The 21,032-nt window shown below is 64.1% G+C and carries 25 protein-coding genes; 18 read left to right on the top strand and 7 right to left on the bottom strand.

All coding sequences use genetic code 11. The annotated features are described in order from the left end of the window. The first annotated feature begins 88 nt into the window (after positions 1–88). Complete coding sequence (locus tag Q0687_RS11460; protein WP_298876220.1) at positions 89–286, top strand: hypothetical protein; 198 nt, start codon at positions 89–91, stop codon at positions 284–286. Between the two features lie 234 nt (positions 287–520). On the opposite strand, the gene Q0687_RS11455 is transcribed toward Q0687_RS11460, so the two are convergent. After that, on the bottom strand, positions 521–1,498 hold the full coding sequence (locus tag Q0687_RS11455; protein ID WP_298876216.1) for a LysR family transcriptional regulator: 978 nt from the start codon (positions 1,496–1,498) through the stop codon (positions 521–523). A 120-nt stretch (positions 1,499–1,618) separates the two neighbouring features. On the opposite strand from Q0687_RS11455, the gene Q0687_RS11450 reads away from it, so the two are divergent. The 11 genes from Q0687_RS11450 (at position 1,619) to Q0687_RS11400 (ending at position 13,944) form a co-directional block, all read left to right on the top strand. Next, the gene (locus Q0687_RS11450) at positions 1,619–2,656 is read left to right on the top strand and encodes a class 1 fructose-bisphosphatase (protein ID WP_298876213.1); all 1,038 of its coding nucleotides are present in this window, start codon (positions 1,619–1,621) and stop codon (positions 2,654–2,656) included. 12 nt (positions 2,657–2,668) lie between these two features. Continuing rightward, on the top strand, positions 2,669–3,544 hold the full coding sequence (locus Q0687_RS11445; RefSeq protein WP_298876210.1) for a phosphoribulokinase: 876 nt from the start codon (positions 2,669–2,671) through the stop codon (positions 3,542–3,544). Between the two features lie 13 nt (positions 3,545–3,557). Then, positions 3,558–5,576, top strand: coding sequence for a transketolase (gene tkt, locus Q0687_RS11440; protein WP_298876207.1), 2,019 nt, complete (start codon positions 3,558–3,560; stop codon positions 5,574–5,576). Positions 5,577–5,588: 12 nt separating this feature from the next. Further along, positions 5,589–6,674: a class II fructose-bisphosphate aldolase gene (fba, locus tag Q0687_RS11435; RefSeq protein ID WP_298876202.1), complete on the top strand. Its 1,086-nt coding sequence runs from the start codon at positions 5,589–5,591 to the stop codon at positions 6,672–6,674. Between the two features lie 29 nt (positions 6,675–6,703). Next, on the top strand, positions 6,704–8,164 hold the full coding sequence (locus Q0687_RS11430) for a form I ribulose bisphosphate carboxylase large subunit (RefSeq protein ID WP_298876199.1): 1,461 nt from the start codon (positions 6,704–6,706) through the stop codon (positions 8,162–8,164). Between the two features lie 11 nt (positions 8,165–8,175). Then, positions 8,176–8,583, top strand: a complete 408-nt coding sequence (locus Q0687_RS11425) for a ribulose bisphosphate carboxylase small subunit (RefSeq protein WP_298876196.1) — start codon at positions 8,176–8,178, stop codon at positions 8,581–8,583. A gap of 100 nt (positions 8,584–8,683) precedes the next feature. Further along, positions 8,684–9,619: a CbbX protein gene (cbbX, locus tag Q0687_RS11420; RefSeq protein WP_298876194.1), complete on the top strand. Its 936-nt coding sequence runs from the start codon at positions 8,684–8,686 to the stop codon at positions 9,617–9,619. Then, complete coding sequence (rpe, locus tag Q0687_RS11415; RefSeq protein ID WP_298876192.1) at positions 9,616–10,353, top strand: ribulose-phosphate 3-epimerase; 738 nt, start codon at positions 9,616–9,618, stop codon at positions 10,351–10,353. Before cbbX ends, rpe begins: the two co-directional genes overlap by 4 nt. Positions 10,354–10,531: 178 nt before the next feature. Beyond that, entirely contained in the window at positions 10,532–11,683 is a 1,152-nt protein-coding gene (locus tag Q0687_RS11410) for an FIST N-terminal domain-containing protein (protein ID WP_298876187.1), read from the top strand. Continuing rightward, a complete protein-coding gene (locus Q0687_RS11405) occupies positions 11,680–13,557 on the top strand; it encodes an EAL domain-containing protein (RefSeq protein ID WP_298876184.1) in 1,878 nt (625 codons plus the stop codon). Before Q0687_RS11410 ends, Q0687_RS11405 begins: the two co-directional genes overlap by 4 nt. Before the next feature lie 174 nt (positions 13,558–13,731). Next, positions 13,732–13,944, top strand: a complete 213-nt coding sequence (locus tag Q0687_RS11400; protein ID WP_298876182.1) for a hypothetical protein — start codon at positions 13,732–13,734, stop codon at positions 13,942–13,944. A gap of 21 nt (positions 13,945–13,965) precedes the next feature. On the opposite strand, the gene Q0687_RS11395 is transcribed toward Q0687_RS11400, so the two are convergent. Beyond that, positions 13,966–14,799 (bottom strand): universal stress protein, encoded by an 834-nt coding sequence (locus Q0687_RS11395; RefSeq protein ID WP_298876179.1) that lies wholly within the window; start codon positions 14,797–14,799, stop codon positions 13,966–13,968. A gap of 210 nt (positions 14,800–15,009) precedes the next feature. Here Q0687_RS11395 and Q0687_RS11390 point away from each other — a divergent pair, with 210 nt between their 5' ends. Continuing rightward, positions 15,010–16,545 (top strand): Do family serine endopeptidase, encoded by a 1,536-nt coding sequence (locus Q0687_RS11390; protein ID WP_298876176.1) that lies wholly within the window; start codon positions 15,010–15,012, stop codon positions 16,543–16,545. A gap of 275 nt (positions 16,546–16,820) precedes the next feature. Next, on the top strand, positions 16,821–17,183 hold the full coding sequence (locus Q0687_RS11385; RefSeq protein WP_298876261.1) for a hypothetical protein: 363 nt from the start codon (positions 16,821–16,823) through the stop codon (positions 17,181–17,183). Between the two features lie 12 nt (positions 17,184–17,195). On the opposite strand, the gene Q0687_RS11380 is transcribed toward Q0687_RS11385, so the two are convergent. Both Q0687_RS11380 and Q0687_RS11375 read right to left on the bottom strand, forming a co-directional pair. Continuing rightward, positions 17,196–17,462, bottom strand: coding sequence for a DUF6496 domain-containing protein (locus Q0687_RS11380; protein WP_298876173.1), 267 nt, complete (start codon positions 17,460–17,462; stop codon positions 17,196–17,198). Between the two features lie 75 nt (positions 17,463–17,537). After that, positions 17,538–17,732, bottom strand: coding sequence for a DUF3072 domain-containing protein (locus Q0687_RS11375; RefSeq protein ID WP_298876171.1), 195 nt, complete (start codon positions 17,730–17,732; stop codon positions 17,538–17,540). 114 nt (positions 17,733–17,846) lie between these two features. Here Q0687_RS11375 and Q0687_RS11370 point away from each other — a divergent pair, with 114 nt between their 5' ends. Genes Q0687_RS11370 through Q0687_RS11360 form a run of 3 tightly spaced genes read left to right on the top strand, consistent with a single transcriptional unit; the run spans position 17,847 to position 18,523 of the window. Beyond that, a complete protein-coding gene (locus tag Q0687_RS11370; protein WP_298876168.1) occupies positions 17,847–18,056 on the top strand; it encodes a hypothetical protein in 210 nt (69 codons plus the stop codon). A 24-nt stretch (positions 18,057–18,080) separates the two neighbouring features. Next, positions 18,081–18,287, top strand: coding sequence for a hypothetical protein (locus tag Q0687_RS11365; RefSeq protein WP_298876165.1), 207 nt, complete (start codon positions 18,081–18,083; stop codon positions 18,285–18,287). Between the two features lie 35 nt (positions 18,288–18,322). After that, positions 18,323–18,523 carry a hypothetical protein gene (locus Q0687_RS11360; RefSeq protein WP_298876162.1) on the top strand — a complete coding sequence of 67 codons (201 nt, stop codon included), beginning with the start codon at positions 18,323–18,325 and terminating at the stop codon, positions 18,521–18,523. Between the two features lie 65 nt (positions 18,524–18,588). Here the strand turns inward: Q0687_RS11360 and Q0687_RS11355 are convergent, their stop codons facing one another. Continuing rightward, a complete protein-coding gene (locus tag Q0687_RS11355) occupies positions 18,589–18,816 on the bottom strand; it encodes a hypothetical protein (RefSeq protein ID WP_298876158.1) in 228 nt (75 codons plus the stop codon). Between the two features lie 95 nt (positions 18,817–18,911). Next, on the bottom strand, positions 18,912–19,181 hold the full coding sequence (locus Q0687_RS11350; RefSeq protein ID WP_298876155.1) for a hypothetical protein: 270 nt from the start codon (positions 19,179–19,181) through the stop codon (positions 18,912–18,914). 18 nt (positions 19,182–19,199) lie between these two features. Between Q0687_RS11350 and Q0687_RS11345 the strand changes: the two genes are divergently transcribed. Continuing rightward, a complete protein-coding gene (locus tag Q0687_RS11345; protein WP_298876152.1) occupies positions 19,200–19,541 on the top strand; it encodes a hypothetical protein in 342 nt (113 codons plus the stop codon). Here Q0687_RS11345 and Q0687_RS11340 read toward each other — a convergent pair. After that, the gene (locus Q0687_RS11340) at positions 19,538–21,022 is read right to left on the bottom strand and encodes an HWE histidine kinase domain-containing protein (protein ID WP_298876149.1); all 1,485 of its coding nucleotides are present in this window, start codon (positions 21,020–21,022) and stop codon (positions 19,538–19,540) included. The two genes, Q0687_RS11345 and Q0687_RS11340, sit on opposite strands and share 4 nt — an antisense overlap. Positions 21,023–21,032 lie beyond the last annotated feature (10 nt).

Genomic DNA, 21,032 nt, shown 5'->3' with positions numbered 1-21,032 from the left:
ACCATTCGTGCAGCTGGATCTCGCCGCTAACTTTTCGAAAAAGATTTGGCCGCAATTTCTCCCGCGGGAATACGAGGGAGTTTTCGTCATGAACGGGCACGCCATTTTCGAGAACGTGCGCCGCTACCGCGGCATCGCATCGCTCTATCGCCAGACCGCGGCGTTTCGCCCGAGCCAGCGCTGGTCGCTGCTGGAGCAGGCCAGCGAGTGGGAAGCCCGTGCGCTGTCGGAGCTCGAAGCCTATTTTGCCGCGCGTGCCGATTTCGCCACGCCGCTCGCTGCCTGATGCTTAACCATCGCCGGCATGCATGTCGGCAGGATATGTGGCGGGGATACGTGGGCCATACGGAGTTACGCCGCCGGCCCCCTATGCTAGCACTGGGCCGACAAATCCCATCATGACGACCGGGCGCGCGATGACCACCTTCAACCGCATCTTCACGACAGAGCGCCTGCTCCAGATCATCCTCATCCTGGCGGCAACAGTCGCGATGAAGCTGATGGCCTGATCGCCCCGGCGCTATCGCTCGCCGAAATCGGGCACTTCCGGCAGATAGTTCGCGCCCTCCGATCCCAGAAAATCGAACATCGCCTGCGCCGGCGGCAGCAGCACCTTGTCGCTGCGGCGGATCACGTACCATTGCCGGACGATCGGCAGGCCCGCGACGTCGAGCACGACGAGGCGGCCCTCGGCGAGCTCATGCGCCACGGTGTGCGCCGAGATGAAGGCGACGCCGAGCCCGGCGATGACAGCCTGCTTGATCGTCTCGTTGCTGCTCATCTCCATGCCGATAACAGGCTCGAGATCGGACTTCTGGAACATCCCCTCCATCAGCGTGCGGGTGCCTGATCCCGGCTCGCGGGTGAGGAAGGTCTCGTGCACGAGGTCGGTCAGGCTGAGGCCCGAATCCTTCTCCAACCAGTGCCCCTTGCGCGCGACGATGATGTGCGGATTGCGCCCGAGCTGACGCACGTCGACGCTGACATCGGCCGGTGGCCGACCCATCACGGCGAAATCGAGCTCGTAGCCGTGCATGGCCTCGCGGATCTCCTCGCGGTTGCCGATGGTGAGCTTGATCTCGATTTTCGGCGCGCGCTTGGAGAAGGCCGCGATCGCGTGCGGCACGAAGTATTTCGCGGTCGAGACCGCGCCGAGATGCACCGTGCCGCCGGTCTTGCCGGCGAGCAGGTCGAGCGCGCCCTGGCAGTCGGCGATCGCGGCTTCGACGCGTTCGGCAAGCGCCAGCACCTCCCGGCCTGCCTCCGTCAGCAGCATGCCGTCGCCGGTCCGCTGCACCAGCGGCAAACCTGCGAGGTCTTGAAGTTGTCGGAGCTGCTGCGTCACCGCCGGCTGGGTCAGTCCGAGCTGGGTCGAAGCCGCCGTCACGCTGCCCTTGGCCGAGAGCGCCGCAAGCGAGCGCAACTGCCGGATCGTCAGATGCCGGAGTTGGGTCGCCGCATGGCCGGAACCATTATAAGGAAATTCTTTGGAGCTCATTATGATTAGAAATTTTCCTTATTAAGCCGGCCCTGTCAATCTCCTCGGGTTGGGACAGACCGCGACCTGCCTCCCCACGGGAGGGAACTGGCTGCGGCGCCCGCAAGGGGATGGACGCAGATGACCGGGCAACTCAGGCTGGACGACCACCTTCAACGCTATTCCGAGACGGCGCCGCACGCCCTGGCCGTGGCCGCCGCAGTCGATGCCATCGCAACCGCCGCGATCGAGATCGCCGACCTCATCGCGACAGGCGATCTTGCCGACGCCTCCGGCCTCACCACCGGCTGCAACAGCGACGGCGACATCCAGCGCGACCTCGACGTGCAGGCCGATGCCATCCTGCGCCGCTGCCTCGGCAAGCTGCCGATCGCGGCGCTGGCCTCGGAGGAGATGCGCGAGCCGCGGATCTGCGACCGCGCAGCCAGGATCTGTGTCGCGATCGATCCGCTCGACGGCTCCTCCAACATCGACCTCAACATGACCGTCGGCACGATCTTCTCGATCCTGCCGGCACCGGACGATCTTGGTCTCGCCTTCCATCAGCGCGGCTCGGCGCAGCTCGCTGCCGGGTTCGTCACCTACGGTCCTCAGACCTCGCTGGTGCTGACGCTTGGCGAGGGTGTCGACATCTTCACGCTCGACCGCAAGGCCGGCTGCTTCCGTCTCGCGCGCAGCGCCGTGCAGATATCAGAGGCTTGCGAGGAGTTCGCGATCAACGTGTCCAACCGCCGCCACTGGGATCCGCCGGTGCGCGCCTTCATCGACGAATGCCTTGCCGGCGTCGACGGGCCCGCCAATCACGATTTCAACATGCGCTGGATCGGATCGCTGGTCGCGGAAGCCTATCGCATCCTGACCCGCGGCGGCGTGTTCCTCTATCCCTCCGACGCGCGGCCCGGTTACGGCGACGGGCGTCTCCGCCTGACTTACGAGGCCCACCCGATGGCCATGATCATCGAGCAGGCCGGCGGCTCGGCCTCGACCGGGCGCGAGCGCATCCTCGATCTCTCGGCGCAAAGCCTGCATCAGCGCGTGCCCCTGGTGATGGGCTCGAGCAATGAAGTGCGGCGCGTCGCAGAACTGCATTGCGATCCGCTGCTGGTCGCCAGCGTCTCCGCACCGCTGTTCGCGCGGCGCGGCTTCTTCTTGACGTGAGCGAGGTGTCCCATGTCCAGGAAGCATCCGATCATCTCCATCACCGGTTCGTCCGGCGCCGGCACCACCTCCGTCAAGAAGACGTTCGAGCAGATTTTCTTCCGCGAGAAGGTCAACGCCTGTTACATCGAGGGCGATGCCTTCCATCGCTACGACCGCGTCGAGATGCGCGCGCAGATGGCCACGGAGGCGGAGCGCGGCAACAAGCACTTCAGCCATTTCAGCCCCGAGACCAATCTGTTCGAGGAGTTGGAGCGCGCCTTTCGCGACTACGGCGAGACCGGCACGGCGACGACGCGGCACTACGTGCACGACGCCGAGGAATCCGCGCTGCATGGCGCTGCGCCCGGCACCTTCACCGAATGGGAGAAGCTGCCGGAGATTTCTGACCTGCTGTTCTACGAGGGCCTGCACGGCGCCGTCGTCACCGACAGGGTGAATGTCGCGCGTTATGCCGACCTCAAGATCGGCGTGGTGCCTGTCATCAATCTCGAATGGATCCAGAAGCTGCACCGCGATCGCAGCGCGCGGGGCTATTCCACCGAGGCCGTCACCGACACGATCCTGCGGCGGATGCCGGATTATATCAACTACATCTGCCCGCAATTCACCGAGACCGACATCAACTTCCAGCGCGTGCCGACCGTGGACACGTCCAATCCGTTCATCGCGCGCTGGATCCCGACGCCGGATGAATCGATGGTCGTGATCCGCTTCAAGAATCCGCGCGGCATCGACTTCCCCTATCTGCTCTCGATGCTGCCGCACAGCTGGATGTCGCGCGCAAATTCGATCGTGTGTCCCGGCGCGAAGCTCGACCTCGCCATGCAGCTCATCCTGACCCCGCTGATCATGCAGCTGATCGAGCGCAAGCGCAGCCTGAAGTGACAAGGAGGATCTGATGAACATCTCGGTTCATGCCGACGCCGACCTCACGGCCGTCGCGCACAGCGATCTCGCCAACGCCGTCCGCTTCCTCGCGGTCGATGCCATCGAGACATCGCAGTCAGGCCATCCCGGCCTACCCATGGGCATGGCCGATGTCGCGACCGTGCTGTTCTCGCGCTTCCTCAAATTCGACTCGGCGCATCCAAATTGGCCGGACCGCGACCGTTTTGTCCTTTCGGCGGGCCACGGCTCGATGCTGCTCTACGCATTGCTGCATCTGACCGGTGGCGATGTCAGCCTCGATGACATCAAGGCCTTCCGGCAATGGGGCTCGAAGACGCCGGGTCACCCCGAATATGGTCACACGCCCGGTGTGGAGACCACGACCGGTCCGCTCGGGCAGGGGATTGCGACCGCTGTCGGCATGGCGCTCGCCGAGCGCATGGCCAATGCGCGGCACGGCGACGGCCTCGTCGACCACTTCATTTATGTGATCGCTGGCGACGGCTGTCTCATGGAAGGCATCAGCCAGGAGGCGATCTCGCTCGCCGGCCATCTCGGGCTCGGCCGTCTGATCGTGCTGTTCGACGACAACGGCATCTCGATCGACGGGCCGACGTCGCTCGCGACCTCCGATGACCAGCTCACGCGCTTCGCCGCCTCCGGCTGGTCGGTGCGTCGCGTCGACGGACACGATCCCGAAGCGGTCGCGCAGGCGATCGCAGATGAGCGCGAAACCGCAAAGCCGTCGCTGATCGCCTGCCGCACCATCATCGGCTACGGCGCGCCGGACCGTCAGGGCACCGAAAAGGCGCATGGTGCGCCGCTCGGCACCGAGCAGACCGCGGCGGCGCGGCGGGCGCTCGGCTGGGACTATCAGCCCTTCGTGGTGCCTGTCACCGTCGCGAAGGCGTGGCGGATGATCGGGCAGCGCGGGCAGGTGGATCGCCTCGCCTGGCTCGATCGTTACGAAGACGCGACGCCGGAGCAGCGTGAGCTCTTCATCGAGGGCAAGTCGGTTGCCCTGCCGGACGCCTATGCCCGGGCGTCGGCGAAATTGCGCGAGCGCTTTGCCACCGAGCGTCCCAAGCTCGCGACGCGGCAGGCCTCGCAACAGGTGCTCGACGGCATCGCCGGGACCATTCCCGGATTTGTCGGCGGCTCCGCGGATCTGACGCATTCGAACCTGACGCACGCCAAGGCCCAGACGCCCGTCAAGCGTGATGCGTTTGCCGGTAACTACATCCACTACGGCATTCGCGAGCATGGCATGGCTGCGGCGATGAACGGCCTCGCGTTGCATGGCGGCTTCATTCCCTATGGCGGCACGTTCCTCGCCTTCTCCGACTACAGTCGTCCGGCGATCCGTCTTGCGGCCTTGATGCGGCTGCGGGTCATCCATGTGATGACCCATGACTCCATCGGGCTCGGCGAGGACGGGCCGACGCATCAGCCGGTCGAGCATCTCGCGGCGCTCCGCGTCATTCCCAACCTGCTTGTGTTCCGTCCGGCAGACGCCGTCGAGACGCTCGAAGCCTGGGATTGCGCACTCACGAGCGAAGATCGTCCGTCCGTGCTGTGCCTGTCGCGGCAAGCCCTGCCGACCTTTCGCAGCGATGTCCGCGGCAAGAATCGTGTCAGGCGCGGCGCCTATTTGATTGTTTCGCCGGACGGCGGCCGCGACGTCACGCTGATGGCGACAGGCTCGGAGGTCTCGATCGCGCTGGATGCTGCCCGCCTGCTTGCGACCGAGCATGTCCGTGCGGCTGTTGTGTCCGCGCCGTGCTTCGCGCTGTTCGAGGAACAGCCGGACGATTACCGCGCCGCCGTGCTCGGCACCGCACCCCGCGTCGGCATCGAGGCGGCCGTCGCCGGAGATTGGCATCGCTGGATCGGCCCTGACGGCGAGTTCGTCGGCATGCGCGGCTTCGGCGCCTCGGCCCCGGCGCCAGTGCTGTACCGCGAATTCGGCATCACGCCGCAAAGCATTGCGGAAGCCGCCCGCCGGGCAATCGCCCGCAAGCGCCAATAAGGAGGACGTCCCGTGGCCCGTATCACCCTTCGCCAATTACTCGATCACGCCGCGTCCCATGGCTACGCGGTGCCGGCGTTCAACATCAACAATATGGAGCAGGGCATCGCGATCATGCAGGCCGCGGCCGAAGTCGACGCGCCTGTCATCATCCAGGCCTCGCGCGGCGCGCGCAGCTATGCCGGCGACCTCATGCTCTCGCACATGATCGACGCGCTGGAGCGGACCTATCCTGATATCCCGCTCTGCATGCATCAGGACCACGGCAATGACGAGGCGACCTGCGCCTCCGCCATCGCCCACGGCTTCACCTCGGTGATGATGGACGGCTCGCTCAAGGCCGATGCCAAGACGGCGGCCGATTACGACTACAACGTCGCGATCACCCGCCGCGTCGTCGATCTCGCCCATTGGGTCGGGGCCTCCGTCGAAGGCGAGCTCGGCGTGCTCGGCTCGCTCGAGCATGGCGGCGGCGAGCAGGAGGATGGCCACGGCGTCGAGGGCAAGGTCAGCCACGACCAGCTCTTGACCGATCCTGATCAGGCCGTCGATTTCGTCCGCGCCACCGAGGTCGATGCGCTCGCGATCGCGATGGGCACCTCGCACGGCGCCTACAAGTTCAGCCGCAAGCCCGACGGCGATATCCTGGCGATGCGGGTGGTCGAGGAGATCCACCGCCGATTGCCGAATACGCATCTGGTGATGCACGGCTCATCCTCGGTGCCGCAGCCGCTCCAGGACATGTTCAATCAGTTCGGCGGCGAGATGCCGCAGACCTGGGGCGTGCCTGTCGAGGAGATCGTGCGCGGCATCAAGAGCGGCGTCCGCAAGGTCAACATCGACACCGATTGTCGCCTGGCGATGACGGCCGTGTTCCGCAAAGTGGCCGCGCAAGCGCGCTCCGAGTTCGATCCGCGCAAATTCCTGAAACCTGCGATGGATGCAATGCGCGCGCTCTGCCGCGAACGCTTCGAGCAGTTCAATACCGCCGGCCATGCCAGCAGGATCAAGGTCATCCCGATGAGCGAGATGGCGCGGCGCTACCGCGCCGGCGAGCTCGATCCGCGGATCGCCCCCCGCGAGCCCGTCGCCGCCTAGACATTGAGAGAGAAGAGCAGGAGAGAGCCATGAATGCACATGCTGGAACGGTCCGCGGCAAAGAGCGCTATCGCTCGGGCACGATGGAATACGCGCGCATGGGCTATTGGGAGCCCGAATACACGCCGAAGGACACCGACGTCATCGCGCTGTTCCGCGTCACGCCGCAGGATGGCGTCGACCCGATCGAGGCGTCGTCGGCGGTCGCCGGTGAGTCCTCGACGGCGACCTGGACGGTGGTCTGGACCGATCGTTTGACCGCCGCGGAGAAATATCGCGCAAAATGCTATCGCGTCGATCCGGTGCCGGGCACGCCTGGCTCGTACTTCGCCTACATCGCCTACGATCTCGACCTGTTCGAACCGGGCTCGATCGCGAACCTCTCGGCGTCGATCATCGGCAACGTGTTCGGCTTCAAGCCGCTGAAGGCGCTGCGGCTGGAGGACATGCGTTTCCCTGTCGCCTATGTGAAGACGTTCCAGGGGCCGGCGACCGGCATCGTGGTCGAGCGCGAGCGGCTCGACAAGTTCGGCCGGCCGCTGCTCGGCGCAACCGTCAAGCCGAAGCTCGGACTTTCCGGCCGCAACTACGGCCGCGTCGTCTACGAGGCGCTGAAGGGCGGGCTGGACTTCACCAAGGACGACGAGAACATCAACTCGCAGCCCTTCATGCACTGGCGTGATCGATTCCTCTATTGCATGGAGGCCGTGAACCGCGCGCAGGCCGCCTCCGGCGAGGTCAAGGGGACCTATCTGAACATCACCGCTGCTACGATGGAGGACATGTACGAGCGGGCGGAGTTCGCCAAGGAACTCGGCTCCTGCATCGTCATGATCGACCTCGTGATCGGCTACACCGCGATCCAGTCCATGGCGAAATGGGCGCGACGCAACGACATGATCCTGCATCTGCATCGCGCCGGTCACTCGACCTATACGCGGCAGAAAAGCCACGGCGTCTCGTTCCGCGTCATTGCCAAATGGATGCGGCTCGCCGGGGTCGATCACATCCATGCCGGCACGGTGGTCGGCAAGCTCGAAGGCGATCCCAACACCACGCGCGGCTATTACGACGTCTGCCGTGAGGAGTTCAACCCGACCAGGCTCGAGCACGGCATCTTCTTTGACCAGTCCTGGGCGAGCCTGAACAAGATGATGCCGGTTGCCTCCGGCGGCATTCATGCCGGCCAGATGCACCAGTTGCTCGATCTGCTTGGCGAGGATGTCGTGCTGCAATTCGGCGGCGGCACCATCGGCCATCCCATGGGCATCGCGGCCGGCGCAATCGCCAACCGCGTCGCGCTGGAAGCGATGATCCTCGCCCGTAACGAGGGTCGCGACTACGTCCATGAAGGTCCGGAGATCCTGGCCAAAGCGGCGCAGACCTGCACGCCGCTGAAGTCCGCGCTCGAGGTCTGGAAGGACGTCACCTTCAACTATCAATCCACCGACACGCCGGACTTCGTGCCGACGGCGCTGGAAACGGTTTGAGGAGAACCATCATGAAGTTGACCCAGGGCTGCTTCTCGTTCCTGCCTGATCTCACTGACGACCAGATCTACAAGCAGGTGCAGTATTGCCTCGCCAACAGCTGGGCGGTGAACATTGAGTTCACCGACGATCCGCATCCCCGCAACACCTATTGGGAGATGTGGGGCCTGCCGATGTTCGATCTCCAGGACGCCGCCGGCGTGATGATGGAGCTCGCCGAGTGCCGCAGGGTGTATGGCGATCGTTATATCCGCATCAGCGGTTTCGACTCGAGCCACGGCTGGGAATCGGTGCGGATCTCGTTCATCGTCAACCGGCCGCCGCAGGAGGCCGAGTTCGAGCTGGTGCGGCAGGAGGTCGGTGGCCGCGCGATACGCTACACCACCGTGCGCAAGCCGGCGGCCCACGCCTCGCAATAGCCACTCCTTATCCGCGCGGAGCGCTCCCTGCTCCGTTTCCTTGGCGGACCACTGCTTCGCCGCTCCCCCCGCGGCGAAGCTCCTTTCTTCGAGGCTAGCCATGCTCGACGTTCCCCACGCCGTCACGACATCAGGGCCGAACGAAACCCAGTTCGATCTCCGCAAGGAGGCCGAGGCGGCCGGCATCACCGATACCCTGCAACAGCTCGAACGCGAGCTGATCGGGCTGAAGCCGGTCAAGAGTCGCGTGCGCCAGATTGCTTCGCTGTTGCTGATCGAACGCATCCGGCAGCGTGCGGGGCTCGCCTCGGCGCCGCCGACGCTGCACATGTCGTTCACCGGCAATCCCGGCACCGGCAAGACCACCGTGGCGCTGCGCATGGCAAAGATCCTGCACGGGCTTGGCTTCGTGCGACGCGGACAGGTGATTTCGGTGACGCGTGACGATCTGGTCGGGCAATATATCGGCCACACCGCGCCCAAGACCAAAGAGATCCTGAAGAAGGCGATGGGCGGCGTGCTGTTTATCGACGAGGCCTATTATCTGCACCGCCCCGACAATGAGCGCGATTACGGCCAGGAGGCGATCGAGATCCTGCTCCAGGTCATGGAGAACCAGCGCGAAGACCTTGTCGTGATCCTCGCCGGCTATGGCGAGCGTATGACGAAGTTCTTCGGCTCAAATCCCGGCTTCCGCTCGCGCATCGCCCATCACATCGAATTTCCTGATTATGCGGAAGCCGAGCTGCAGGTCATCGCCGAGCTGATGCTGAGGGAACGCGGCTATCGCTTCTCGGCGGCGGCACGCGAGGCGTTCGAGAGATACATTGCGCTCCGGCGGACCCAGCCGTTCTTCTCCAACGCCCGCTCGATCCGCAACGCGGTCGACCGTATCCGCCTGCGCCAGGCCGACCGTTTGGTGTCGGATCTCGACCGCATCCTTGACGTCGCCGATCTCGAAACCATCGATCCCGTGGACGTTCTGGCGAGCCGTGTCTTCAGCGGTGGAACGGATGTAGGGAGCGAAAAGCCATGACCCGGGAGATCATCATAGCCCCGTCGATCCTGGCGGCGGATTTCGCGCGTCTTGGCGAGGAGATCGCGGCCATCGACGCCGCTGGCGCCGACTGGATCCATTGCGACGTCATGGACGGGCACTTCGTCCCGAACATCAGCTTCGGTGCCGAGATCATCAAGGCGATCCGGCCGATGACGAAGAAGATCTTCGACGTGCATCTGATGATCGCGCCTGTCGATCCCTATCTCGAGGCGTTCGCAAAGTCGGGCGCCGACGTCATTGCTGTTCATGCAGAGGCCGGCCCGCATCTCGACCGTTCGCTCCAGGCGATTCGCGCGCTCGGCAAGAAGGCCGGCGTCAGCCTGTGTCCATCAACGCCCGAGAGCGCGATCGAATATGTGCTTGATCGTCTCGACCTCGTGCTGGTGATGACGGTCAATCCGGGCTTCGGCGGACAATCGTTCCTCGGTTCCCAGCTCGAGAAGATCGCACGCATCCGCAACATGATCGGCGAGCGGCCGATCCGGCTCGAGGTTGACGGCGGTGTCACGCGCGACAATGCCACTGCGATCGCAGCCGCCGGTGCCGATACGCTTGTGGCCGGTTCCGCGGTGTTCCGCGGCAACAACAGTGCCGACTATGCCGCCAACATCGCGGCCATCAGAACCGCCGCCGAGGCCGGCCTGGTTCCGAAACGGCATGATAGTTCCGCGCAGCCGGTGCGCGCCGGAGAACGCGTGCTCGTCCGGTAGACTACGGAGGCACCGCGCGCACATGCGGCGCTTCTCCGGGCTCCTACGGGGAATTGGTTGCGAATGGGCCGCGGCCTTCATGCCGGGGTAACCAACGGCGGCAAAGCAGGCGCTGGATTAACGCCGACGCAATGCGCGACGTCACAATCTGTGGTTCAAGGACCGCAGAGAGCGCGGGATGCAGATTCAATATCGCCACTGGAATGCTGCCCACGGCTGGCGCGGAGCGAGTGCCCTGCGCGAGCCGCCTCAGCTCGTGCTTTATTTCGGCAGCCGTGAGGGACTGGCGGGCGGCGAGCGCTATCGCGAGCTGCGCGCCTTTTATCCCGACAGCCACATCGTCGGTTGCAGCACGGGTGGCCAGATTCATGGCGACGACGTCGCCGACGACGTCATCGTGGCCGTCGCCCTGCATTTCGACCGGACACAGTTACGGGTGGTGAACGAGACGATCGAATCCCGCGAGGCATCGCGCGCGTGCGGCATGCGTTTCGCCCGCGAGCTGGCGGCGCCGGATCTCGCCGGCGTCTTCGTTCTCTCCGAGGGATTGAACGTGAACGGCAGTGAACTGATTGCTGGTATCACCGAGATACTTGGACCCGAGATGTCGGTGACCGGTGGCCTTGCCGGCGACGGGACCAGGCTCGAGCAGACCCTGGTCGGCGCCAACAGCGAGCCGCAGCCGAACCAGATTGCCGCGATCGGCTTCTATGGTGCGTCCTTCCGCTTCGCACATGGCTGCGCCGGCGGCTGGGACGTGTTCGGCCCGCGTCGCAAGGTGACGAAATCGGACGGCCCCGTCGTGGTCGAGCTCGACGGCGAGCCGCCGCTCGACCTTTACACCCGTTATCTCGGCGAGGAGGAGGCCGCGGCGATGCCGGGCTCGGGCCTTGCGTTTCCCTTGCGTATTCACGACGAGGCCGCACCGGAGCGGCAGATCGTGCGCTCCGTGTTCGCGGTGGATCGCGATGCCGGGACGCTGACATTTGCGGCCGATATTCCGGAGGGATGCACTGCGCAATTGATGCGCGCCAATTTCGATAGCCTCGCCGCAGGTGCGGGGGAGGCAGGGCGACAGGCGCGTAGCGCCCTTGCCGACGAGGTCGTGGGCGACAAGCTTGCGATCCTCGTGAGCTGCACCGGCCGTCGCAAGGTGATGGGACAGCGCACCCAGGACGAGCTCGATGCGGTCGCCGCCGAGCTCGGCGACGACGTCACCCGCATCGGCTTCTACTCCTATGGCGAGATCGCGCCGCCCGCGGCGGCCGGCCGCTGCGAGCTGCACAACCAGACCATGACTGTCACTGTCATCGCGGAGGCGGCCGCGTGACCGTGCATCGCCTGCTGGCAAGGCAGATCAGACAAGCGACGGACGAATCCGGGCAGGTCGACATCACGAAGCTCAGCGAGCTCGTCAGCGCGGCCTATGAGGAGAGCGATCGAGATCGCAGACGGACCGATCGTGCGATCAAGCTGATGATCGAGGAGCTTGAGCAAACGCACAGGCGCGCCGAGCAGGACCTGTTGCGGGCACGCGAATTTCTCGACGGCATCATCGAGAACATCCCCATTGCGGTGTTCGCCAAGGATGCGCGAGACTCGCGCTACATCCTGCTCAACCGCGCCGGAGAAGAGTATTACGGCATGCCCCGCCAGGAGATGCTGGGCAAGACCCCGGAGCAGATCTTTCCCGACGATATCGCCCGCATCGTCACCGAACAGGATCGCCGTGTCGTCGATAGCGGCACGCCGATGTTCCTGGAAGGGCACCGGCTCGAAGTCGGCGTCAACGGTCCCGACCGCGTGGTCAATTCGCGCAAGCTACTGGTCCGCGATGGGAACGGCGCGCCGCAATATCTGATCGGGGTCATCGAGGATGTCACCGAACGGATCACCAACGAGGCGCGGATCAGCCATCTGGCCCATCACGATGCGCTCACGGATTTGCCGAACCGCAGCGCCTTCAATACCGCGCTGGCCGAACGGCTGGAGCGAGCGCAGGAGGCGTCGACCAGCTTTGCGGTCCTCAGCCTCGACCTCGATCGCTTCAAGGATGTCAACGACGTGTTTGGCCATCCCGTCGGCGATATGATGATGCGCGCCGCCGGCGAGCGTCTTGTCGCGGAGGCTGACGGCGCCTTTGTCGCCCGCATTGGCGGTGACGAGTTCATGATCCTGATGCCCGACGATATCAGGCGCGAAGACGTGCTCTCGCTCGCCGAGCGCATGGTCGAGGCGATCGGCAATGAGCTCGAGGTCGACGATTTCCTATCCCATGTCGGCCTGAGCATCGGCATCGCGGTCTATCCTGATGACGGTGTGGATGCAGCGACGCTGCTTGCCAACGCTGATTCCGCACTCTATCGCGCCAAGCGCGAGGGGCGGGGAAGGGTCTGTTTCTTTGAAACCGAGATGGACCGCGAACTGCGCGACCGCCGGCTGTTGCAGCACGATTTGCGGCAGGCAGTGGAGCAGAACCAGCTCCTGGTCTACTTCCAACCGCAGGCCCGGATGGATGGCGAGATCATCGGCTTCGAGGCGCTGGTACGCTGGAACCATCCGACGCGCGGTTTCGTGCCGCCGGACCAGTTCATTCCGCTCGCCGAGGAAAACGGGCTGATCATCACGATCGGTGAATGGGTGCTGCGGGAAGCGTGCCGGGAAGCGGCCTCCTGGCCGCGGCCCTTGCAGGTCGCGGTCAATTTGTCGCCGGTCCAGTTTCAGGCCGGCGATCTCGAACGGTCCATCCACCAGATCCTGCTGGAGACCGGATTGTCGCCGACGCGGCTCGAGGTTGAGATCACCGAGGGCGTGCTGATCGGCGATTTTACCCGCGCGCTCAACCTGCTGCGGCGGCTGAAGGCGCTCGGCATCCGGATTGCGATGGACGATTTCGGCACAGGGTACTCATCGCTGTCCTATCTGCAGTCGTTCCCGTTCGACAAGATCAAGATCGATCGCAGTTTCATTTCCAACCTCGAGGCGACGCCGCAATCGGCCGAAATCGTCCGGGCGGTGTTGAGTCTCGCACACGCCCTGCACATCCCTGTTGTCGCCGAAGGGGTGGAGACGGACGCGCAGCGCGCCTTCCTGGAACGCGAGGCCTGCGAGGAAATGCAGGGCTATCTGATCGGGCGGCCGGAGCCGATCGAACATCATTTCGGTTTGATCGGCATCAACGTCGAACGCCGCCGCTACGCCTAAAAATATGGTAAACTTCAAGAGCGGGTTCGCCGATTGGAACCAATGGGCGTCTGCACATTTTTCTGGAGTTAACCAAGGTTAACGGGCCGTACGCGCAGAAAATGTTTTGCACAACCGCCATCGGCCTGACGCAAATCAGGGCAATAAGCCCGGTGTGAATGCGAGGGAGGTCTTATGGAGAACGTACGTCGCTACCGCGCGTTGGCGTCCCTCTGTCGCCAACAGGCTGCCTATCGGCCGCTGCAGAACTGGCAGCTGCTCGGTCAGGCCGAACATTTCGAATATCTCGCCGAGATCGCGCTGAAGGCGCATTTCGAGGCGTGCAATGCCCAGCGCGAAGAAGACCAAATCGCCGCCGCGGCGTGGGAGACTTCCGCGGCCGCGTAATGGCGGCCGCTTCCGTCTTCGCTAGTGCGACATCAGCGTCGGGATCGTCATGGCATCCAGCATGGCGCGGGTGACGCCGCCGAGAAAGCGCTCCTGCAATCGGGAATGGCCGTAGCCACCCATCACCAGCACATCGAGGTTTTCATCGGCTGCCAGTGACAGGATGGTCGGCTGGATATCGGCGCGCGTGGCCGACAGGCCGATCATGCGAGGCGAGAGGCCGCGTCGTCCGAGATGCTTGGCCAGATTGTTTGCCGAGACGCCGGGAGCGGCGTCGTCCTCGTTGATCGCGATGATCGCGATATCATCGGCGCGGGCGAGGAATGTTGCTGCATCGCGGAGCGCGCGGGCCGCGACGCGGCTGCCGTCCCAACAGATGCCGATTCGCTTCGCCTTGAAGTTCCCGCGGAAGGTGTAGGGCAGGAACAGGACGGGGCCGCCAGCCTGGAACAGGATCTCGCGAGGGATATCGTTGTCGAACGTGACCTGCTCGGGATCCGGTTGAAGCACGACGCTGAGGTCATGCAGCCGCGCCATCTCGCCGAGCGAACCGGCTGCATCCACCGGAATCGCGCCGAGCGGGTGGCAGGTGCAGGAGATATCCGCGTTCCCCGCCTCGCTCCTGAAGACGGCCAGTGCGGCTTCGGCCCGTTCCACCGCGCGCTCGCGTTCCATCTCGAACACGGCCGCCACGGCAGCACCGCCTTCCATCACGTAGGCCGCAGTGCTTGCGACATAGCCGACCGCGACTGCATCGACATGGGCATTGAGGCTGGCTGCGAGCGAGATCGAGCCGTCGATGACGGCGCGCATCGGTCTTTCGGTCGGGATATGGACGAGAATGTCTTTGTACATGGCAATGCCTCCGGCGGACGTCATCCGATGACTGCAGTGTTTCACTGCCCGCAGGGCTCGCGTTGAGCTGCATCAAATGCGCGTTGGGATTTTCCCTGCGGCTGCCCGCCGCACTTTCTTTGCCAAGATTTAATCGCGTGGACGGGACGTCGTAAGGTGACGCTCTCCATATTGTGGGCAAGGCGACTTACCCAACATGGACATTTCGACATGAAAGATCCCGTCAATTCCGACACCACCAAGGCCTCGAGAATTCTGAAGCCGCGCCGGCTGGCACTCCTCGGCACCGTGGCCGCGCTCGGCGTGGCCATGCTGGCTGCTTCTCCCGCTTCCACGCATTTTGGCGTGTCCTCCCTGATCTCCCCTGCCCAGGCTGCTGAAAGCGCCACGACCCCGCCGGGCTTCGGTGACCTCGTCAGCAAGGTCAAGCCGGCCGTCATTTCGGTGCGTGTGAAGATCGACCAGGACAACGACAAGAGCGCGATGCTGCAACAGAACCGGATGGACCAGGACGAGGATTCCCCGTTCGACCAGTTCTCGCGGCAGTTCGGCTTCCGCGGTCCAGGCGGCATGAACGGCATGCCGCGCCAGCATCACCAGATGATCACGGGCGAGGGCTCCGGCTTCTTCATCTCGGCCGATGGCTATGCCGTGACCAACAACCACGTCGTCGATCACGCTGAGTCCGTGCAGGTGACGATGGACGACGGCACGATCTACACCGCCAAGGTGGTCGGCACCGATCCGAAAACCGATCTCGCGCTGATCAAGGTCGACGGCAAGAAGGACTTTCCGTTCGTCAAATTCTCTGATCAGAAGCCGCGGATCGGCGACTGGGTGGTCGCGGTCGGCAACCCGTTCGGCCTCGGCGGCACCGTGACAGCAGGCATTGTCTCGGCCAGCGGCCGCGACATCGGCAATGGCCCCTATGACGACTTCATCCAGATCGATGCGCCGATCAACAAGGGCAATTCCGGCGGTCCGGCCTTCGACATGAACGGCAACGTCATTGGCGTGAACACTGCGATCTATTCGCCCTCGGGCGGATCGGTCGGCATCGGCTTCGACATTCCCGCCTCGACGGCAAAGCTCGTCGTCGCGCAGCTCAAGGACAAGGGCGCCGTCACGCGCGGCTGGCTCGGCGTCCAGGTGCAGCCGGTGACCGCGGAGATCGCCGACAGCCTCGGCCTGAAGGCGGCACGCGGCGCGATCGTCGACAATCCGCAGGACGGCAGCCCGGCGGCGAAGGCCGGCATCGAGGCGGGCGACGTGATCACCGCCGTCAACGGCACCGCGATCAAGGACTCCCGCGATCTCGCCCGCACGATTGCCGGGCTCGCGCCGGGGACCTCGGTGAAGCTCGACGTCGTCCACAAGGGCGACAGCAAGACGGTAACGCTGGCGCTTGGCGAACTGCCGAACGAGCGGCAGGCCAAGGCCGACGACGGCAAGATGCAACAGACGCCCGGTACGCCGCGTCTCGGCCTCAGCCTGGCGCCCGCCGGCGAAGTCCAGGGCGCCGGACAGAAAGGCGTCGTGGTCACCGAAGTCGATCCGCAGGGACCGGCAGCGCAGCGTGGCATCCAGACCGGCGACGTGATCCTCAATGTCGGCGGCAAACCCGTCGCCAATGTCGGCGAGGTCCGCTCCGAGCTGGCGCAAGCCAAATCGTCCGGCAAGAACAGCGTGCTGTTGCAGGTGAAGAATGCCGAGGCGACCCGGTTCGTCGCGGTGCCGCTCGCCTGACCTTGCGTGCCTGATGGCAAATTCAAAAGGCGGCCCCCAAGGGCCGCCTTTTTCGTGCGCGCCTGCGAGATACCCACAGGCCACCGATAACATTCGCGTTAACGGCAGCAATGATGACGGGTTCGTCCGAAAAAGCCGCGTTCGCTCGTCAGACTTCGGAATACTGTTGTGCTTCGGCGGCAATGAAGCCGTGGAGGCAAATTGCAGGAGTGGAACTTCGGACGTCCGGCCGCTTTGTGGAACCGGCCGGTGGTTCGCATTTGATCGGTGCCGACATGGATCGATTGAAGCTCTCGCTGAAGCTTGCGCTGCTCGTCGCGCCTTTCCTGTTGTCGAGCGGAAGCGCCCTGGGTCGCGACGACGGTCGCTTCACCGACTCGCCGCTCAAACCCTGGTTCGACAGCTTGCGCAGCCATCTTGGTCCGTGCTGCTCGGATGCCGACGGCGTTGCCGTCGCCGATCCCGATTGGGACTCGCATAATGGTCATTACCGGGTACGGCTCGATGGAGAGTGGGTCGACGTCCCCGACGAAGCCGTGATCACCGAGCCAAACCGGGCCGGCCGCACCATGGTCTGGCCGGTCAAGACGGTGTTTGGCGTTTCGATCCGCTGCTTCATGCCCGGCAGCATGATCTGACGGCGGTCAACCTTACCGCTTGGAGGATTTGCGCTTCGAGCTCTTCCTGCTCGTCTTCTTTTTGGACGTCTTTCGCTTCGACGCCTTCTTCGGCACCTTCTTGCCCTTCTTACGCGCTTTTGACAGGCCGATCGCAATCGCCTGCTTGCGGCTCTTCACGCGTCCGCCCCGACCGCCGCGTCCGCTCTTGGCGGTGCCCTTTTTGTAGCGGCGCATCTCGCTCTCGACATCGCTGCCGGAGCTGCGTGAATAGCGGCGCTTCTTTGCCTTGCGTGCCATCAGCTCTCTCCCATGGCTCTGGAAGAGAACAGGAGTGCTGACCCAACGTTCCAAAAGCGTGCGGTGCGCGACTCCTTAGAAAGAGTTCGCGAGCTCGATCTCCGCTTCCAGGACCTGGATGCGGCGTGCGGCTTCGGCAGAGGACAGATCGCGATCATATTGCGCGGGCTGGTAGGCCTCTTCGCTCAGCCGCTTCAGCCGCAGCCCCTGCGCCCGCGTCATCTGCTCCATCAGAAAAGCCTTGGCGTCGTATTTACCCTGAACCTGCATGTCACCCTCCATCCTGATTTCGTGACTTGACTATATGTTCTTATTTTGTTCTAACAAGCCATGGACAACAGAATTAATGAAATTCGACGTAAAATCAGCGTCTTGAGGCCGGAGATGGCCGATGTCGAAGCGTCCGTGCGCGATCTTGTCAATCGCGGACGCGAGTGCACCGAAGGAGCCCAGGCGCAGCTCGACCTACGCCGGAAAATCAACCTGCTGATCAGCGAATGGAAGGCCGCGGGCGGCGGCGAGGTGTTGCCCGACATCCGCGCCCGGGTGCGTCTGCGTCCGCTGAAGACCGAGAGCAGGCCAGTACGCCGCTGAGGCGTACAAGGGTGGAGGCTGGTCGTGGAGGAAGACCCGGACACCTACCGGATCCTGAGACTGCGCGCCGAGATCCTCGAATTGGGCTCTGCGATCCGGCAATTGCAGCGGGAAGGCCTCGACCACGCCACCGCGCAGCTCCTGATCGCGCGCAAGCGGGCGCAGCTCGACCATCTCGTCAAGACGAGCTCTGCCTCCCCCCTTAACATCCCTGACATCCGACGCAGCTAAAGCGGTCGCGCAACGCGACATGCCGGAGCTCGTCCATGCCGGATGCCGAAATGACCGCCCTGCTGCAAGCGGTGCTCGATGAAGTCTGCGCAGACGTACCGCCGTGGGATGCGACGACGCGCGCGCGCGTTGCGATGAGATTGCGTGCGACTGCACGCCAGGATAGCTGCTCACCGGAGGATCTGCAGCGGGCGGGGCGAGACGCCCTGATCCGCGCGCCGACGATGTGGCGGTGAGGTCTGCGAACACGCAACGAAAAGCCCCGCGTCGCCGCGAGGCTTTTGTTTACGCTGAGTTGCGCTTACTTGCTCATTCCGTTCTGGGGCTTGGTCATGCCGCCCTGATCGCCGCCGGGAGTGGTGCCACCTTGGGGCGTGGGTTCGCTGCCCTTGGACTTCATGTTGGCGCCCGTCGTCGTCTGCGACATGGAGGAATGATGCTTTTTGTGCGACTTGGCTTGCGCGGCGAACGGAGCGGCGGCGAGGCCGGTTGCCAACATCACGGCGAGAGCGAGTCTGGTCGTCTTCATGTGAGGGAACTCCCTGAGTTGAATTGACGCAGGAGCCAACCGCCATTTGTCGCAGGAGTTCCGAATAAATTCGTTCCGCGCGCTTCACGCTCGCTTCAAGAATCCTTGTCCTCGTTGAGGATGAACACCACGCCCGTCAACGAGGCACCGATGGCAAACGTCGTCACCATCGTTGCAACGAGCACGAATCCCGCCGCACGGCCGCCATGGTTCAGCAATTCTGCAACCGCAGGATTGGCTAGAATGAGTGCGAGCGTGAACACCAGGCCGAGTGCCGCGCCCATCATCGCATGGGTCATCAGCTTGATCACGCCGGTGGGAGAAATCAGACTCGGCGACCTGTTGGGCGACTTTTTTGCGCGCATGGAACTGCTCGATTTGGCATGCAACGCGCGTCGTCATTGCGGGTTCCATTGTGCATGAATGATTTGTCATCGGCCGCTTCATCCGACGTTCATGCCGGCCTTGCGAGGATGTACGCCAGCAACACGGGAACATCAGCTATGGGTAAGGTCGTCTTTCTCTACCGTTCGCTGGCTTACCGCAACGCGGCGGCCGACATATTGCGCAAGGCGCGAAAGCTGCCGCACGGCGCAGACCGCAGCGCAGCCCGCAGCTATGCAAGGGCGCTGCGCGATCTGGCGCAAACGGAAGCCTGGCTCGAAGGCCGCATTGCCGATGAACCGCGGTCGTTTCGGCGACTGAAAGTTGCCGCGTCGGGTTAACCCGACGCGCGCTGAAGCTCGGGAGATCTGCTGGGCTCGAACTTGTCCTGCGTCGCTGCGCTTCTGCGCGTCAAGGGGACTTCGAGACGGCAGAGCAGGCCCTCTGAACGCCAATCGAATTGCGCCTGTCCGCCAAGCTGGGATTCAACGCTGGCGAGCAGGCTTCTCGTCCCGAAGCCGCGCGACATTGGCGTCCTGACCAGCGGCCCGCCGGTTTCGTCCCACGTCAAGGTGAGGAGATCGTTCTCGGATTGCCAGCCGATCGCGAGCCGTCCTGATCGTGTCGAGAGCGCGCCATACTTGGCCGAGTTGGTGAAGAGCTCGTGCAGAGCGAGGGCCAGCGTCTGCGCGGTCGCCGGCAGCAATTGCACTTCGGGACCCGCAAGCTTGATCTGTCCGCCAAGCGAGTAGGGCGCCAGTTCCTCCTCAATCAGCTTGGAGAGCTCGGCGCCCTGCCAGCTCGACAACGACAGGATCGTGTGCACGCGCGCGAGCGCATTGATCCGCCCCTCGACCGCGTTGACGTAAGCCTTGACCTCGTCGGCGCGGGTGAGGCGTACGATCGATTGCGCCAGCGCCAGCGCATTCTTGGCGCGATGATCGACCTCGCGCGCCAGCAGGTTCTGCCGTTCCTCGGCGCGCTTGCGTTCGGTGATATCGACGGTGACGCCGCTCACCCGCACGACGCGGCCGTTGCCATCGACCGTTGCGGCCGCCGTGCCGACGCACCAGCGCACCTCGCCATCGGGGCGACAGATGCGAAACTCGCCTTCATAGGCATGGGAGCCGGTGTTGAACGCGGCAATGGCGTGGCCGAACTGATCGGCATCGTCAGGATGCAGCAGCGCCTGGACGTTTGCCGATGTGACGTTGAAGCTTTCCGGCGTCACGCCAAAAATGCGGTACTGGCCTTCGTCCCACATCCAGTCGCCATTGACCCAATCCCAGTCCCACGAGCCCATCTTGCCGGCGGCGATCGCCATGGTCCGCCGTTCTTCGCTCTCGCGCAGCTTGGCGGTGGAATTCTCCAGCTCGGCCGTGCGGGCGCGGACGCGATCCTCCAGATCCTGGTTCAGCCGCTCAAGCTCGCGCGTCTTGCGATAGAGCTCGGCAAACACCTTGACCTTGGCGCGCAGTACTTCCGGGATGACAGGCACCGGCACGTAGTCGACCGCCCCCATCTCGTAGCCGCGCAAGCGGTCGATGTCGCTGACCTGAATGGCCGAAATGAAGATCATCGCGGTCTTCTGGAACCGCGGATGCTCGCGGATCATGGCGGCGAGCTCGAAGCCGTCGAGCTCGGGCATGCAGACGTCGACCAGAATGACGGCGATCTCGGTCTTGAGCAGCACCTCCAGCGCGTCCCGGCCGGACGAGGCGATCACGAGGTTCTCACCGAGTTCCTTCAGGATCACCTCGTAGGCGAGCAGCTTGGCCGGCTGGTCGTCGACGAGGAGGATGTTGACCTTTTCGTGGTCCATTCTCGGATCC

This window comes from uncultured Bradyrhizobium sp., from assembly GCF_936928535.1.
Taxonomy (GTDB): Bacteria; Pseudomonadota; Alphaproteobacteria; order Rhizobiales; family Xanthobacteraceae; genus Bradyrhizobium.
This window is presented reverse-complemented; position numbering and strand designations above follow the sequence as displayed.

Excerpts from the sequence above, each read along its gene's own strand:
- Q0687_RS11460 (WP_298876220.1), top strand. The coding sequence starts at position 89 with ATGAACGGGCACGCCATTTTCGAGAACGTGCGCCGCTACCGCGGCATC.
- Q0687_RS11455 (WP_298876216.1), bottom strand. The coding sequence starts at position 1,498 with ATGAGCTCCAAAGAATTTCCTTATAATGGTTCCGGCCATGCGGCGACC.
- Q0687_RS11450 (WP_298876213.1), top strand. The coding sequence starts at position 1,619 with ATGACCGGGCAACTCAGGCTGGACGACCACCTTCAACGCTATTCCGAG.
- Q0687_RS11445 (WP_298876210.1), top strand. The coding sequence starts at position 2,669 with ATGTCCAGGAAGCATCCGATCATCTCCATCACCGGTTCGTCCGGCGCC.
- tkt (WP_298876207.1), top strand. The coding sequence starts at position 3,558 with ATGAACATCTCGGTTCATGCCGACGCCGACCTCACGGCCGTCGCGCAC.
- Q0687_RS11430 (WP_298876199.1), top strand. The coding sequence starts at position 6,704 with ATGAATGCACATGCTGGAACGGTCCGCGGCAAAGAGCGCTATCGCTCG.
- Q0687_RS11425 (WP_298876196.1), top strand. The coding sequence starts at position 8,176 with ATGAAGTTGACCCAGGGCTGCTTCTCGTTCCTGCCTGATCTCACTGAC.
- cbbX (WP_298876194.1), top strand. The coding sequence starts at position 8,684 with ATGCTCGACGTTCCCCACGCCGTCACGACATCAGGGCCGAACGAAACC.
- rpe (WP_298876192.1), top strand. The coding sequence starts at position 9,616 with ATGACCCGGGAGATCATCATAGCCCCGTCGATCCTGGCGGCGGATTTC.
- Q0687_RS11410 (WP_298876187.1), top strand. The coding sequence starts at position 10,532 with ATGCAGATTCAATATCGCCACTGGAATGCTGCCCACGGCTGGCGCGGA.
- Q0687_RS11400 (WP_298876182.1), top strand. The coding sequence starts at position 13,732 with ATGGAGAACGTACGTCGCTACCGCGCGTTGGCGTCCCTCTGTCGCCAA.
- Q0687_RS11395 (WP_298876179.1), bottom strand. The coding sequence starts at position 14,799 with ATGTACAAAGACATTCTCGTCCATATCCCGACCGAAAGACCGATGCGC.
- Q0687_RS11390 (WP_298876176.1), top strand. The coding sequence starts at position 15,010 with ATGAAAGATCCCGTCAATTCCGACACCACCAAGGCCTCGAGAATTCTG.
- Q0687_RS11385 (WP_298876261.1), top strand. The coding sequence starts at position 16,821 with ATGGATCGATTGAAGCTCTCGCTGAAGCTTGCGCTGCTCGTCGCGCCT.
- Q0687_RS11380 (WP_298876173.1), bottom strand. The coding sequence starts at position 17,462 with ATGGCACGCAAGGCAAAGAAGCGCCGCTATTCACGCAGCTCCGGCAGC.
- Q0687_RS11375 (WP_298876171.1), bottom strand. The coding sequence starts at position 17,732 with ATGCAGGTTCAGGGTAAATACGACGCCAAGGCTTTTCTGATGGAGCAG.
- Q0687_RS11370 (WP_298876168.1), top strand. The coding sequence starts at position 17,847 with ATGGCCGATGTCGAAGCGTCCGTGCGCGATCTTGTCAATCGCGGACGC.
- Q0687_RS11360 (WP_298876162.1), top strand. The coding sequence starts at position 18,323 with ATGCCGGATGCCGAAATGACCGCCCTGCTGCAAGCGGTGCTCGATGAA.
- Q0687_RS11355 (WP_298876158.1), bottom strand. The coding sequence starts at position 18,816 with ATGAAGACGACCAGACTCGCTCTCGCCGTGATGTTGGCAACCGGCCTC.
- Q0687_RS11350 (WP_298876155.1), bottom strand. The coding sequence starts at position 19,181 with ATGCGCGCAAAAAAGTCGCCCAACAGGTCGCCGAGTCTGATTTCTCCC.
- Q0687_RS11345 (WP_298876152.1), top strand. The coding sequence starts at position 19,200 with ATGCAACGCGCGTCGTCATTGCGGGTTCCATTGTGCATGAATGATTTG.
- Q0687_RS11340 (WP_298876149.1), bottom strand. The coding sequence starts at position 21,022 with ATGGACCACGAAAAGGTCAACATCCTCCTCGTCGACGACCAGCCGGCC.